This is a genomic window from Streptomyces sp. NPDC001920 (assembly GCF_053594495.1).
This window is the reverse complement of record NZ_JBSFEP010000033.1, coordinates 36419-49710: the sequence shown is the minus strand read 5'-3', so window position 1 is coordinate 49710 and position 13292 is coordinate 36419. Positions and strand designations below refer to the sequence as shown.

The 13292-nt window shown below is 72.0% G+C and carries 11 protein-coding genes; 2 read left to right on the top strand and 9 right to left on the bottom strand.

The genetic code is table 11. The features are described from left to right. Positions 1 to 74: 74 nt before the first annotated feature. The 9 genes from pstS to mshD all read right to left on the bottom strand — a co-directional run bounded on the left by pstS (position 75) and on the right by mshD (position 9942). Positions 75 to 1199, bottom strand: coding sequence for a phosphate ABC transporter substrate-binding protein PstS (gene pstS, locus ACWCPI_RS37200; RefSeq protein WP_451042384.1), 1125 nt, complete (start codon positions 1197 to 1199; stop codon positions 75 to 77). Positions 1200 to 1442: 243 nt separating this feature from the next. After that, entirely contained in the window at positions 1443 to 1865 is a 423-nt protein-coding gene (locus tag ACWCPI_RS37195; protein WP_451042383.1) for an NUDIX hydrolase, read from the bottom strand. A gap of 49 nt (positions 1866 to 1914) precedes the next feature. Further along, positions 1915 to 3192 (bottom strand): CHAD domain-containing protein, encoded by a 1278-nt coding sequence (locus tag ACWCPI_RS37190; RefSeq protein ID WP_451042382.1) that lies wholly within the window; start codon positions 3190 to 3192, stop codon positions 1915 to 1917. Beyond that, positions 3173 to 5410 carry an RNA degradosome polyphosphate kinase gene (locus ACWCPI_RS37185; RefSeq protein ID WP_451042381.1) on the bottom strand — a complete coding sequence of 746 codons (2238 nt, stop codon included), beginning with the start codon at positions 5408 to 5410 and terminating at the stop codon, positions 3173 to 3175. The genes ACWCPI_RS37190 and ACWCPI_RS37185 overlap by 20 nt, the downstream gene beginning before the upstream one ends. Positions 5411 to 5693: 283 nt before the next feature. Next, the gene (locus ACWCPI_RS37180; RefSeq protein ID WP_451042380.1) at positions 5694 to 6602 is read right to left on the bottom strand and encodes a hypothetical protein; all 909 of its coding nucleotides are present in this window, start codon (positions 6600 to 6602) and stop codon (positions 5694 to 5696) included. After that, positions 6599 to 7597 carry an ABC transporter permease gene (locus tag ACWCPI_RS37175; RefSeq protein WP_451042379.1) on the bottom strand — a complete coding sequence of 333 codons (999 nt, stop codon included), beginning with the start codon at positions 7595 to 7597 and terminating at the stop codon, positions 6599 to 6601. The genes ACWCPI_RS37180 and ACWCPI_RS37175 overlap by 4 nt, the downstream gene beginning before the upstream one ends. Then, positions 7594 to 8478 (bottom strand): ABC transporter ATP-binding protein, encoded by an 885-nt coding sequence (locus ACWCPI_RS37170; RefSeq protein ID WP_451042378.1) that lies wholly within the window; start codon positions 8476 to 8478, stop codon positions 7594 to 7596. The genes ACWCPI_RS37175 and ACWCPI_RS37170 overlap by 4 nt, the downstream gene beginning before the upstream one ends. Beyond that, positions 8475 to 8861: a GntR family transcriptional regulator gene (locus tag ACWCPI_RS37165; RefSeq protein WP_451042377.1), complete on the bottom strand. Its 387-nt coding sequence runs from the start codon at positions 8859 to 8861 to the stop codon at positions 8475 to 8477. The genes ACWCPI_RS37170 and ACWCPI_RS37165 overlap by 4 nt, the downstream gene beginning before the upstream one ends. Before the next feature lie 154 nt (positions 8862 to 9015). Next, the gene (gene mshD / locus ACWCPI_RS37160) at positions 9016 to 9942 is read right to left on the bottom strand and encodes a mycothiol synthase (RefSeq protein ID WP_451042376.1); all 927 of its coding nucleotides are present in this window, start codon (positions 9940 to 9942) and stop codon (positions 9016 to 9018) included. A 145-nt stretch (positions 9943 to 10087) separates the two neighbouring features. Between mshD and ACWCPI_RS37155 the strand changes: the two genes are divergently transcribed. Then, positions 10088 to 11902, top strand: a complete 1815-nt coding sequence (locus tag ACWCPI_RS37155; protein WP_451042375.1) for a bifunctional metallophosphatase/5'-nucleotidase — start codon at positions 10088 to 10090, stop codon at positions 11900 to 11902. A 93-nt stretch (positions 11903 to 11995) separates the two neighbouring features. Next, positions 11996 to 13255, top strand: coding sequence for an LmeA family phospholipid-binding protein (locus ACWCPI_RS37150; RefSeq protein WP_451042374.1), 1260 nt, complete (start codon positions 11996 to 11998; stop codon positions 13253 to 13255). Positions 13256 to 13292 lie beyond the last annotated feature (37 nt).

The following is a 13292-nucleotide window of genomic DNA, read 5'->3' as shown; positions in this document are numbered from 1 at the left end:
GGCTCCGGGCGGCGGTGCACCGGAAGGTGCGGTCCGGTCCGGGTCACTGGGGCCCGGACCGGACCGCACCCAGGTCAGTTCAGGCCCTCGATGGTCTTGCGGACCTCGGAGATGATCTCCGCGGGCATCGGGGCGTAGTCGTTCTCGGTGAGGATCTTCTGGCCGTCCTCGGAGGCGATGTAGCGCAGGAACGCCTTGGTACCGGGCAGGGTCTCGGCCTTGTTGCCCTTGTCGCAGACGATCTCGTAGGTCACCAGGGTGATCGGGTAGGCGCCCTCGGCCTTGGTGGCGTAGTCCAGCTCCAGCGCCATGTCCTTGCCGGTGCCGACGCGCTTGGCGGCGGCGATCATCTTGGTGGCGTTGGCGACGTTGGCCTCGACCGGCTCGGCGGCACCCGTGTCGATGCTGACGGCCTTGATGCCGTCCTTGGCGTACGACAGCTCCATGTAGCTGATGGCGCCGGCGGTCTGCTTGACCTGCTGGGCGACACCGGAGGAGCCGGAGGCGGACTGGCCGCCCTTGGCCTGCCAGGCCTTGCCGCCCTCGTAGGGCCACTCGGACTTGGCGGTGGCGATCAGGTACTTGGTGAAGTTGTCCGTGGTGCCGGACTCGTCGGAGCGGTGGAACGCCTGGATCTTCAGGTCGGGAAGCTTGACGCCGGGGTTCAGCTTCGCGATCGCCGGGTCGTTCCAGTTCTTGATCTTGTCGTTGAAGATCTTGGCGAGGGTCGGCGCGTCCAGGACGAGCTTGTCGACGCCCGGGACGTTGTAGCCGACCGCGATCGGGCCGCCGACCATGGGCAGGTCGATGCCCTGACCGTTGGAGCAGACCTTCTTGGAGGCGGCGATCTCCTCCTCGTCCAGGGCGGAGTCGGAACCGGCGAAGGCGACCTGGCCCTGCGTGAAGGCGGTGACACCGGCGCCGGAGCCGCCGCCCTTGTAGTTGATCTGGACGTTCTTGCAGGCGGCGGTGAACTGCTTGACCCAGGCGTCGATGGCGTTCTTCTGCGCGGAAGAGCCGTCGGCGAGCAGCTGGCCCTGGGCGTCGTCGCACTTGATGTTGCCGGCCGCGGCGGTGGACGTGCCGCTGCCGCCGTTGGTGCCGGTTTCGTCGGAGCCGCACGCCGTGAGGGCCAGGGCGCCGGAGACGGCGAGAGCGCCGAGAGCGAGTGCCCGCCGGTTCTTGCGCTGAAGCTTCACTTGAGGGAGTTCCTTCCAGGAGCCGCCGTCCTGAATTCGGCGGCGTGCGAAGAATGGGTGGTGCGGACGTCCCCCCGGGGCGCGGTCCGCACCGCGTAAGGCTGAAATTAGGCAGATCAGGTGAAGCGGCCGATTGGCGTAAATGAACGAGGGGTGAACCCCTGGGGACGGTGCGGTGAGGTCACGGAACGCTCACGTCGAGGACACGGGTACATCCCGAGACTTTGTGCGATGTGCCGGTGCTCAGGCGAGGTGCAGCGACTCGAGCAAGGCGTCCACGAGGGTGCGGTCCCTCGGCTGGGTCAGCCGGCGCCGGGCGGCCGCGGGGGAGAGCCACCGTATGCGGTCCACCTCCGGGCCCGGGGTGAAGGTGCCCGGCCCCGCCTCGGCGGCCCAGTAGCGGACCTCCTTGGGGCGGTCGTTCGCCACGTACCGCACGGTCGGCAGCTCGGCGCCGGGGCGGGCGGTGTGCCCCGTCTCCTCCGTCACCTCGCGCAGGGCCCCCTCCAAGGGGTCCTCGCCGCGTTTCAGCTTGCCCTTGGGGTGTGACCAGTCGTCGTACTTCGGCCGATGGATGAGGCATATCTCCACCTCACCGCCGGCCGGGGAGCGGCGCCACAGGACGCAGCCGGCCGCGCGGACGGTGAGGTCCTTCGCTTGTGTCACCGGTATGCCTCCTTCCTGGGATGCCCGCCTTCCGGTCAGCGCCTCCGTCTCAGGACGTGCCCACGGTCTGCATCTGCCAGGACTGCTGGAAGGCGAACCGCGCCGCCTCCACCTCGTGCCGCTGATCGGCGTGCAGCACTCCCAGGGCGTACGCCGTCGCCGGGGCGATCCGCGGCGTGCGGGCCGCCTGGGCCGCGGCGGCCGCCGCCTCGGAGGCGTCGCGGTGCCGGTCGAGGGACTGACCGGCCGCCAGCAACCGTACGTCCACCGAGGCGTCGCCGCCGTGGAGGGCCTCGCGGGCGTAGCGGTGCAGGCGCAGCAGCAGACGGACCTGGTGCCAGGGCGCGTCCTGCGGGTGCGGGGCCGGATCCGGGGAGAGGCCGTGGATGAGGGCCTCCGCGTTGTAGGGGTGGCCCGCGGTCACCAGGGGGAGCGCGGCGACGGCGTCGGTGAGGCGTTCCTCGGCGGCGACAGCGAGGGGGCGCAGGTCGGCGGTGGCCGCGGCGGCGGTGAGGGGGACCTCGCTGGCCAGTAAGGCGATGCCGTCGGCCACGGCGTGGAAACGGCTGCTGCCGAGGGCCTGGAGTGCGGTGCTGTGCGCCCGGGTCCGGGCGAGGGTGAGCTGGCGTTCGAGGAGCGCGCCCGCTTTGGCGGCGCCGACCGTGAGGTTGCCCCGGTCGGGGGCGGGCGCCGGGGCGGGCGGGCCGGCGTGCGACGGTGCCGCTTTCCGCAGGGCGGGTGCGGCCCCGGCGACACGACCGTCCGCGGCCGGGTCCGGCGCGTCGGACGCGGTTCGGGACGGACTGCCCGCGGCGGCGCCGAGCGGGCCGTCGGCCGCGGTCCCGGCTGCGCGCGCCGAGTGGACGCCCGCCGCCGAGTCACCGGCCGGCGTCCCCCCCGCGATCCCCGTGCCCGCCTGCGCCGGGAAGACCGGTGCCCCCGACAACCGGTGCAGCGCCAGCAGCAGGCGGTCCAGGCGGGCCGCGTACGCGTGTTCCATGGCGAGGGTTCCCGAGAGCCAGGCCAGTTCCGGGCGGATGGCCTCCGACCAGTCGGGGTCCAGCAGGGAGCGGAAGGTGTGCAGGCTGGCGCTGATGCGGCGGGCCGAGCGGCGCAGGGCCCGGGCCGCGTCGACGGAGTCCACCGAGCCGCTGCCCGCCGGCCGGGACTTCGCCCGGGCGAGGGCGCCCCCGTCGCCGCCGGTCTCCCGGTGCAGGCGCAGGGCTCGGAGGAACTCCGTGGCCTGGGCGCGCAGGTAGCCCGCGAGGGCGTCCCCGGTCACCGCCCCGGCCACGGGGTCCGTCGGGTCAAGGTGTTGCTGTGCCACGCCGGCGCCTCCGGGCGTCTATGAGCATCTCCTGGACGTTGCGCAGGGGCTGCCCGTCCACGTCCGTCGCGTGCCGGGTCCACTCGCCCTCCGGCCCCAGGTGCCAGGACGCGGTGGAGTCGGACATACCGGTCTCCATGAGCCGGTTCAGCGCGGCGCGGTGGGCGGGGTCGGTGACCCTGACCAGTGCTTCTATACGGCGGTCGAGGTTGCGGTGCATCATGTCGGCGCTGCCGATCCACACCTCGGGTTCGCCGCCGTTGCCGAAGGCGAAGACCCGGGAGTGTTCGAGGAAGCGGCCGAGGACCGAGCGGACGCGGACGTTCTCCGACAGCCCCGGCACGCCCGGGCGGACCGCGCAGATGCCGCGGACCCAGATGTCGACCGGCACGCCCGCCTGGGACGCGCCGTAGCAGGCGTCGATGAGCGCCTCGTCGACGATCGAGTTGACCTTGATGCGGACGTAGGCGGGACGCCCGGCACGGTGGTGCTGGACCTCCTTGTTGATCCGCGAGATCAGGCCGTCGCGCAGGGATTTGGGCGCGACCAGCAGACGCCGGTACGTCTCGCGGCGCGAGTAGCCCGACAGCCGGTTGAACAGGTCGGACAGGTCCGCGCCGACCTGCGGGTCGGCCGTCAGCAGGCCCAGGTCCTCGTACAGCCGTGCCGTCTTCGGGTGGTAGTTGCCGGTGCCGACGTGGCTGTAGCGCCGGAGCGTTTCGCCTTCCTGGCGGACCACCAGCGACAGCTTGCAGTGGGTCTTCAGGCCGACGAGGCCGTACACCACATGGCAGCCCGCCTCCTCCAGCTTGCGCGCCCACTTGATGTTGGCGTGCTCGTCGAACCGGGCCTTGATCTCGACCAGGACGAGCACCTGCTTGCCGGCCTCGGCGGCGTCGATGAGCGCGTTGACTATGGGGGAGTCGCCGGACGTCCGGTACAGGGTCTGCTTGATCGCGAGGACGTCCGGGTCGTCTGCCGCCTGCTCCAGGAACGCCTGCACGGAGGTGGAGAAGGAGTCGTACGGGTGGTGCAGCAGGACGTCCCGGTTGCGCAGCGCGGCGAAGATGTCCGGCGCCGACGCGGACTCCACCTCGGCGAGGTCGCGGTGGGTGCCGGCGACGAACTTCGGGTACTTCAGCTCGGGCCGGTCGATGGAGGCGATGCGGAACAGACCGGTGAGGTCGAGGGGGCCGGTCAGCGGGTAGACCTCGGCCTCGCTGATCTTCAGCTCGCGCACCAGCAGGTCCAGGACCTCCTGGTTGATGTTCTCCTCGACCTCCAGGCGCACCGGCGGCCCGAAGCGGCGCCGCATGAGCTCCTTCTCCAGGGCCTGGAGCAGGTTCTCGGCGTCGTCCTCCTCCACCTCCAGGTCCTCGTTGCGGGTGACCCGGAAGGCGTGGTGCTCCAGGACCTCCATGCCCGGGAACAGCTCCTCCAGGTGCGCGGCGATGACGTCCTCCAGCGGGACGTACCGGCCGGGGGAGGCCTCCAGGAAGCGGGAGAGCAGCGGGGGCACCTTGACGCGGGCGAAGTGGGGCGTGCCGGTGACGGGGTTCCGTACCCGCACGGCCAGGTTCAGGGACAGGCCGGAGATGTACGGGAACGGGTGCGCCGGGTCGACCGCCAGCGGGGTCAGGACCGGGAAGATCTGGTGCCGGAACAGGGTGAACAGGCGGGCCTGCTCCTTCTCCTGCAGTTCGTTCCAGCGGACCAGGTGGATGCCCTCCTCCGCGAGGGCGGGAGCCACGTCCTCGTGGTAGCACGCGGCGTGCCGGGCCATCAGCTCGCGGGAGCGGGCCCAGATCATCTCCAGGACCTCGCGGGGCTGGAGGCCGGAGGCGGAGCGGGTGGCGACACCGGTCGCGATACGGCGCTTCAGACCGGCCACGCGGACCATGAAGAACTCGTCCAGGTTGCTGGCGAAGATCGCCAGGAAGTTCGCCCGTTCGAGCAGCGGGGTGTTCGGGTCCTCGGCGAGTTCGAGGACGCGCTCGTTGAACGCGAGCCAGCTGCGCTCCCGGTCCAGGAAGCGGCCCTGGGGCAGCTGGACGCCCGCGATCTCGGTGACCTCGTACGCGTCGAGGTCGGCGTCGATGTCGGGTTCCAGCTCGGAGACGACCGCCGAGGAGACCGTGTGCGGGCGGTGTGCCGCTATGGAGCCCACGGAGGGCTGCGCGTGCTGGACGTTCGCCTGGGCGTTTGTGGACTGGCTCATGTGCCCATTGTTCCGCGCGTCGAGGCTTACGGGCGCGTCGGAACGGGCGGGCGGGAGCGTGGTGGCGAGGCGTCGGGCGTACCCGTTGGTCGCGCTCCCCTCCGTGGACGGCGAAGGCTCTGGCACGGCGGGCGTCATTGGCCGAGCGTCGCAAGCCTGTCTGAACCGTTGGTTACGGAGACATGGCGTGTGGGATAGCGGGGGGCGGCCCGCAAAGGTTCACCGGGTGGCCGGCCGCCGCGGCCGCACGTCCCTCCCCCCGTGGAGGGACGTGCGGCGGGTCTCACGGGGTGCGGCGGCGCAGGACGGCGAAGGCGGTGACCGTCGCGGCGGCGGCTACGGCGAGGAGGATGCCGGTCTCGACGTACTGGAGCGGCCAGAAGTGGGACTCGGGGTGGTACGTCACCCGGGTCTCGCTCTGCCAGTGCGTCTGCCAGGCCGAGCGCGGCAGCTCGAACTCGGTCTTCTCGACACGGGTGACCGTCGGCCACAGGTCCTCGCGGAAGCGTTCCAGCACGGTGTGGAGGACCAGGGCGGCGGTGAAGCCCGCGCCCGCGGCGGGCAGCGCCCGGCGGCACAGCAGTCCGGCGAGGGCGCCGAGGGCGAGTCCGGCCAGCGCGTGGGCGACGGCGGTCGGCCCGAGGCTGATGTAGACCTCCGGGAAGTACCAGTCGCCGGCCAGGCTGGGGTCATCCTGCCGCGTCGACAGGTACAGCAGCACGAGCCCGCCGATGCCGACGGTGAGCAGGACGGCCGGGACGGCGAGCTTGGCGGCCAGCCAGCGGGCCGGGGAGACCGACTGGACCCAGGTCAGCCGGGCGGTGCCGTTCTCCAGTTCGCGTCCGATGAGCGCCCCGCCCGCCCAGGCGGCCACGGGGAGGACCGTGTACGACAGGGCCGCGGCGATCAGCGCGATGAAGGCGCGGTACGTGTCGTCGGCGGTGATCGCGTGGACGGAGGCGCAGGAGGGCAGGCCGTCGGCGGCGACCGGCATGGCGCACGCGCTCAGCCCCCGGCGTGCCTCGTCGCCGATGGCGTACATCCAGATCAGGACGGCCACGGCGGCGGCCAGCGCCAGCGCCAGGAAGACCAGGGCCGTGCGGTGCACCCGCAGCACGGCCCAGACCAGGCCGCTCGGCCCGCGCGGGGTTCGGGCGGCCGGAGCCGCCGTGGCGGAGAGCGCGGTGGTCATACGGCGGCTCCGGTACGGCGCTTCAGCATCCGGAAGGCGAGCAGGACCGTCAGGGCCGCGACGGCGAGGACGATGCCGGTCTCCACCAGCTGGAGGGGCCAGAAGTGGGAGGACGGGTGGTAGTCGCGGTAGAAGCCGACGATGTCGTGCTCGGCGAGGCACTTGGTGTCGTCGACGCAGATGGGGTCCGGCACGCGGGCGCCGGTGGAGGTGAGGGCGCCCTCGTCGACGACCATGCCGATGTACGGCGGGTACTCGTGCTTGTCGGTGAGCGTCGCCAGTGGCCACAGGTACGGGCGCAGGGTGCCGAGCACGGTCGTGATGAGCGCCAGGCCGATGACCGCCAGGCCGAGCGCGGGCAGGGCGCGGCGCTGGAGCAGACCCGCCAGGACGCCGACGGCGAGGCCGAGAAGGGCGTAGGAGACGCCGACGGTGCCGTTGGCTTCGAAGGCGGTGCCCTGGTACCAGCTCCGCGAGCCCATCGCCGCCCGCAGCTGACCGTCCGCCGACCACAGCGTGCGGTGCAGCAGCGTGAGCACGAGCATGCCGGTGGTGAGGAGGGCGGCCGGGACGGCGAGCTTGGCGGCCAGCCAGCGGGCCGGCGTGACCGACTGCGTCCACGCCAACTGGGCGGTACCGCTCTCCAGTTCACGTCCGATGAGCGCGGCGCCCGCCCAGGCGGCGGTGAGGAAGGGAGCGAGGCCGAGGAGTCCGGCGCCGATGCCGACGGCCGTGTCGTACATGTCGTAGGCGGGGCCCAGGGCGTCGCAGCCCAGGCCGGGATCGTTCGTGTCGCAGTGCAGGGTGCGGTACTCGGCCCAGGCGGCGTCCGCTCCCGGACCGTACGCCCACAGCAGGGCACCGGCGGCCACGACCACCAGCATCACCCAGAACCACAGTGCCGAGCGGTGCACCCGCAGCAGCGTCCAGAGCAGTCCGCGCGGCCCCCGGGAGGGCTCGGCGGTGGTGGACCTCTCCAGCGTCAGGGCGGTCATGCGGCGGCCTCCTGGACACCGTCGAAGCGCAGGGCCGGTGCCTCGGGAGCGCGCAGGTGCGCCAGGACCAGTTCCTCCAGGGTCGGTGGTGAGGCCTGCCAGGTGTCGCCGAGGGGGCCCGCGGGGCGGATCAGCGCCGTGAGCTGACGTCCCGTGGTGCGGGACTCGATCACGGTGTGCGGGGCGAGCGGTGTCTCGGCGCGGGCCTTGACGAGCCGGTGTGCGGCGAGCAGGTCGTCCAGCGGGCCGGCGAGGCGGACCCGGCCGGAGCCGAGCAGCAGGAGGTGGTCGCAGGCGCCGTCCAGTTCGGCGACGACGTGCGAGGACATGACAACCGTGGTGCCGCGCTCGGCGGCGTCGGCCATGAGCGTGGCCATCAGCTGGTGCCGGGCGAGGGGGTCCAGGTCGGCCATGGGCTCGTCCAGGAGCAGCACTTCGGGGCGCTTGCCGAGGGCGAGGGCGAGGGCGACGCGGGTGCGCTGGCCGCCGGAGAGCGTGCGGATCTTGGCGTGGGGGTCGAGTTCGCCCTCGGCGACGATCCGCTCGGCGGTCCGGGTGTCCCAGCCGCGGGGGTTGAGCTCGCGGCCGAAGCGCAGGGTGTCGGCGACGGTGAGCTGGGGGTGCAGGGGCTTGTCCTGGGCGACGTACGCCAGGCGCTCACGGGCGGCGGCGGGGGACCGGCCGAGGACGGTGATCGTGCCGTCGGTGGGCCGCAGCAGTCCGGCGGCCAGGGAGAGCAGGGTCGACTTGCCGGCGCCGTTCGGGCCGACGACCGCGCAGACCCGGCCCGTCGGCAACCGGAAGGCGCAGCCGTCCAGGGCCGGCCTGCGGCGCCCGAACCTCTTGCTCAGCGCCGCCGCCTCGATGGCGGTGTCGGTCATGAGTCGTCCCCCTTGAAGTGCGTGTCCAGTACGGAAGTGAAGAGCGCGTCCACGTCGTCGCGGTCCAGCCCGGCCTCGCGGGCCCGCACGGCCCAGGCGTCCAGCTCGGTGCGCAGCGGCGAGTCGGCCGGGGCGGTGCCCAGGGTGCGGCGGACGAAGGTGCCGAGTCCCCGTCGCGCCTCGACCAGGCCCTCGCGTTCCAGTTCGCGGTAGGCCTTGAGGACGGTGTTGGGGTTGATGGCGGTGGCCTCGACGACCTCGCGGGCCGTGGGCAGTTTGTCGCCCGGCTCCAACACGCCCAGGCGCAGCGCCTGTTTGGTCTGCTGGACGATCTGGACGTAGGTGGCGACGCCGGAGCGCCGGTCGATGCGGTACTCGACCACCCGTTCCACCACCCTTTCACTAATTGAGTAGTGAAAGGGTGGTGCAAAGAAAGGGGCGGCGTCAAGGCTGCCGCCCCTTAAGGAAGTTATGTGTGGATCGACATCCCGTTGTGGCCCGGTATGTCGCGTCCCCGGATACCGGGTCTCCGGTAGGTCAGGTCTCCGTGCGGTACATCAGGTCCGTCTCGTACGTGGTGAACCCCAGCCGCTCGTACACCGACACCGCCGCCTTGTTGTCGGCGTCGACGTACAGCATCGCCGTCGGCAGCCCCTGTGCGGCCAGGTGCCGCAGCCCGATCGTGGTCAGGGCCTTGCCCAGGCCCCCGCCCTGCTCGCCCGGCCGCACGCCGAGGACGTACACCTCGCCGAGCCCGTCGGCCGCGTGGACCTTCGTCCAGTGGAAGCCGACGAGTTCACCCCCGCGCTCCGCCAGGAAGAACCCGGCCGGGTCGAACCAGGGCTCGGCCTTGCGGTCGTCGAGGTCCCGCTGGGTGAGGGAGCCCTGCTCGGGGTGGTGCGCGAACGCCTCGGCGTTCACGGTGAGCCAGGCGGAGTCGTCCTGGCCGGGCACGAAGGCGCGCACCGTCACGCCCTCGGGGAGCACCGGGTCGGGCAGGTTCAGGTCGGCCAGGGAGCGGCGCATCTGGCGCAGTTCGCGGAACAGGGTGAGGCCGAGCACCTGGGAGAGGTGGCGGGCGGCGGCGTGGCCGCCGTGGGCCCACACCCGCAGCCGTTTGCCGGACGCGGCGAGCAGGGCCGAGCCAAGGGCGCGGCCGTGGCCGTGGCCGCGGTGCGAGGGGCGGACGACCAGTTCGGCGGCCGGCGCCTCCACCGGGTCGGTGTCCTCCAGCTGGGCGTAACCGACGAGTTCGCCCGCGACCGTCAGCAGCAGATGCGACACGCCCTCGCGCTCGCCGCCCCGCAGCTGCAGCCGGCCCTGCTCGGACACCGCCTGCTGCCCGTCGTTGCGGGCGGCCTCCGCGAGCAGTTCCAGTACGGCCTCGGTCTGCTCCGGGGAGAGCGCAAAGCGGGTCTCGATGGCGCGGGACGAGAGGGGGTGTGCGGTGTCGTCGCTGGTCATGCGTACGAGGGTAAGGGGCCGTCTGGTCAAAGTCCCGGCACAGAAGCAATCAACGTGTGACCTGAATCCCCTGTCGCGCTACGCGCGTTGACTCTAGGCTGCCGCCCGACGGGGCCATGTCACACCTAGACCGACAGGGGGGCGCATGCCAGCCACATCCCACCAGGACCACCGCAGACGCCGTACGTACGCGCTGATAGCGACCGCGGCGTCGCTCGCCACCGCGGGCGCGCTGGTCGCCGCCCTCCCCGGGGCGGCGACGGCGACGGAGAGCTCGGACCGGCACGGCGGCGGCCACTACTTCAGCCGCTACCAGGACGTGCAGCTGCTGTCCTTCAACGACCTGCACGGCAACCTGGAGCCGCCGGCCGGTTCCTCCGGCCGGGTCACCGAGCTCCAGCACGACGGCACCACGAAGACCATCGACGCGGGCGGCGTGGAGTACCTCGCCACGCACCTGCGCAAGGCCCGCGAGGGCAACAAGTACTCCATCACCGCGGCCGGCGGCGACATGGTCGGCGCCTCCCCGCTGATCTCGGGCCTCTTCCACGACGAGCCCACCATCGAGGCGCTGAACAAGCTCGACCTGGACGTCACCTCCGTCGGCAACCACGAGTTCGACGAGGGCGCCAAGGAACTGGCCCGCCTGCAGAAGGGCGGCTGCCACCCGACGGCCGGCTGCTACACGGACGAGGAGTTCGAGGGCGCCGACTTCCCGTACCTCGCCGCGAACGTCCTGAACGAGAAGACCGGCAAGCCGATCCTCAAGCCCTACTGGGTGTGGAAGAAGAAGGACGTCAAGGTCGGCTTCATCGGTGTGACCCTGGAGGACACACCGGGCGTCGTCTCGGCCGAGGGCGTCAAGGGCCTGAAGTTCAAGGACGAGGTCGAGACGATCAACAAGTACGCCAAGGTGCTCCAGAGCCAGGGCGTGAAGTCGATCGTCGCCCTGATCCACGAGGGCGGGGCCCCCGCCTCGACGTCGTACAACTACGACTGTGACGCGCCGGGCGCGGGCGACGGGATCTCCGGTCCGATCGTCGACATCGCCAAGAACATCACGCCGCAGGTCGACGCGCTGGTCACCGGCCACACGCACGCCGCGTACGCGTGCACGATCGCCGACCCGTCGGGCAAGCCGCGCACGGTCACGTCGGCCGCGGCCTTCGGCCGCCTCTACACCGACACCACGCTGACGTACGACCGCTTCACCGGCGACATCGCCCGTACGGCCGTGAAGTCGGCGAACCACGTGGTCACCCGGGACGTCCCCAAGGCGCCCGACATGACCGAGCTGATCAGCAAGTGGAACACCCTCGCGGCGCCCATCGGCAACCGCGCGATCGGCTACATCTCCGCCGACATCCCCAGCACCGGCACCGAGTCCCCGATGGGCGACCTGATCGCGGACGCGCAGCTCGCGCACGGCAAGGAGCTGGACCCGGAGACCGACCTGGCGCTGATGAACCCCGGCGGCATCCGGGCACCGCTGACCTACGCGGCCAAGGGCGCCGAGGGCGACGGTGTGGTGACGTACGCCGAGGGCTTCACCGTGCAGCCGTTCTCCAACACCGTGAACCTGCAGGACTTCACCGGCGCACAGCTGATCCAGGTGCTCAAGGAGCAGGTCAGCGGCACGAACGCGGCCTCGCCCAAGGTCCTGCAGGTGTCCTCGGGCCTGACCTACACCCTGGACCTGACGAAGACGGGTGCGGACCGGGTGGTGACCGACTCCATCAAGCTGAACGGCGAGGCCGTCAACCCGACGGCCACCTACCGCGTCGCCACGAACAGCTTCCTCGCGGGCGGCGGCGACGGTTTCCCGACGCTGGGTCAGGGCACGAACGACCTGGTCGGCTCCGACGACCTGACGGCGCTGGAGAAGTACCTGACGGCCAACTCCTCGGCGTCCGACCCGATCGCGCCGCCGGCGGCGAACCGGATCACCGTGGTGAAGTAGTTCGACGCGGGATTGCGTGAACCGGCGTGAACTAGATCGCAAACCCCCGGTACAGGTTGCGGGTGGGGGGCGTGCGCATGGTCGGATGGACCGATGCGTTCCCCCCACCACATAACGACGCATCCGTATACAAACCCATACGAGGAGCTCGCCGCACTGGACGACCGCCCGCTGGACGACGGCCCGCTGGACGAGTTCCTCCACGAGGACACGCGCGACGGGCCGGACGGGCCGGACGGGCCGGACGAGCGGGACGAGGCGGCGGCCCAGGACGATCCCTGGGCCCCGCCCAACCACCGCCGTAACGGCCGGCGCCGCCGGCGCGGTCGCTTCGCGGGGCTTCCCCTCGCCCTCAAGGCGGTGGTCGGCCTGCTCGTCCTCGCCGCCTTCCTCGCCCTGGGCGACCGCTGGGCCCTGCTGTACGCCGAGCGCAGAGCCGCGGACACCCTCAAGGACCGACTGCACCTGACGGCGGCCCCCGAAGTCGAGATCGGCGGCTTCCCCTTCCTCACCCAGGTCGCCGACGAGCGGCTGGACTCGGTGCGGGTCACCGTCCCCGACGTGGCCGCCGACCGGATCTCGCTCGCCCAGGTGACGGCGACGGCGAAGGACGTACGCCTGGACACCGACGGCCCGACCGAGGTGCGCGGCGCCGACGTCCCCCGCCTGGAGGGCGACGTCCTGCTCTCGTTCGCGGACCTGAACCGCGAACTCGGCGCCTCCCAGGTGACGTTCACCGGTGAGGGCGACGACCGCGTCCGGGCGCGCGGCACCCTGCCGGTCGCCGGACACGACCTGCGGCTGCGCGCCGAGGCCCGCATCGTGCGCGAGGGCGACCGCGGCATCGCGACCCACATCGCAGGCATGCGCCTGGACATCGGGGACCTGGCCACGTACCGCCCCGGCGCCCGCGCCTCCCAGGGTCTGCACCTGAGCCCCCGGTCGGCGGAGCGCCTCGCCGAGGAGACCCACAAGGCGAAGGCGCTGCTGTCGGTCCCCTCCGTGGTACGGCGTCTGGGCGTGCCCGACTCACTGGTGCGCGACGCCCTGCGCAGCGAGGCCAAGCTCACCGAGCTGACCGGCACCCCGCGTTTCGCCCAGCGGGCGATGAAGCTCAACCTCATCGACCTGGCCCTGGACCACCCCGAGCTCCTCAAGCGCCTCGGATTCGACCCGGCCCTCCTCGACGCCCTGCCCCGCCTCACCCGGCCGGTCCTGGCCGACCAGCTGTCCCTGGGCTTCCGCCTGCCCGAACCGCCGAGCGGTGAGCTGCGGTTGCGGGACGTGCGGGTGGAGGAGGACGGGATCAGGGTCCGCCTGGAGGGCGCGGGGCTCACCGTCGGCGGCAGGTGAGTGCCGTCCCCGGCCGAGGGACGTGAGGGCGAGCGGG

Excerpts from the sequence above, each read along its gene's own strand:
- ACWCPI_RS37185 (WP_451042381.1), bottom strand. The coding sequence starts at position 5,410 with ATGAGCCAGTCCACAAACGCCCAGGCGAACGTCCAGCACGCGCAGCCC.
- ACWCPI_RS37180 (WP_451042380.1), bottom strand. The coding sequence starts at position 6,602 with ATGACCACCGCGCTCTCCGCCACGGCGGCTCCGGCCGCCCGAACCCCG.
- ACWCPI_RS37175 (WP_451042379.1), bottom strand. The coding sequence starts at position 7,597 with ATGACCGCCCTGACGCTGGAGAGGTCCACCACCGCCGAGCCCTCCCGG.
- ACWCPI_RS37170 (WP_451042378.1), bottom strand. The coding sequence starts at position 8,478 with ATGACCGACACCGCCATCGAGGCGGCGGCGCTGAGCAAGAGGTTCGGG.
- mshD (WP_451042376.1), bottom strand. The coding sequence starts at position 9,942 with ATGACCAGCGACGACACCGCACACCCCCTCTCGTCCCGCGCCATCGAG.
- ACWCPI_RS37155 (WP_451042375.1), top strand. The coding sequence starts at position 10,088 with ATGCCAGCCACATCCCACCAGGACCACCGCAGACGCCGTACGTACGCG.
- ACWCPI_RS37150 (WP_451042374.1), top strand. The coding sequence starts at position 11,996 with ATGCGTTCCCCCCACCACATAACGACGCATCCGTATACAAACCCATAC.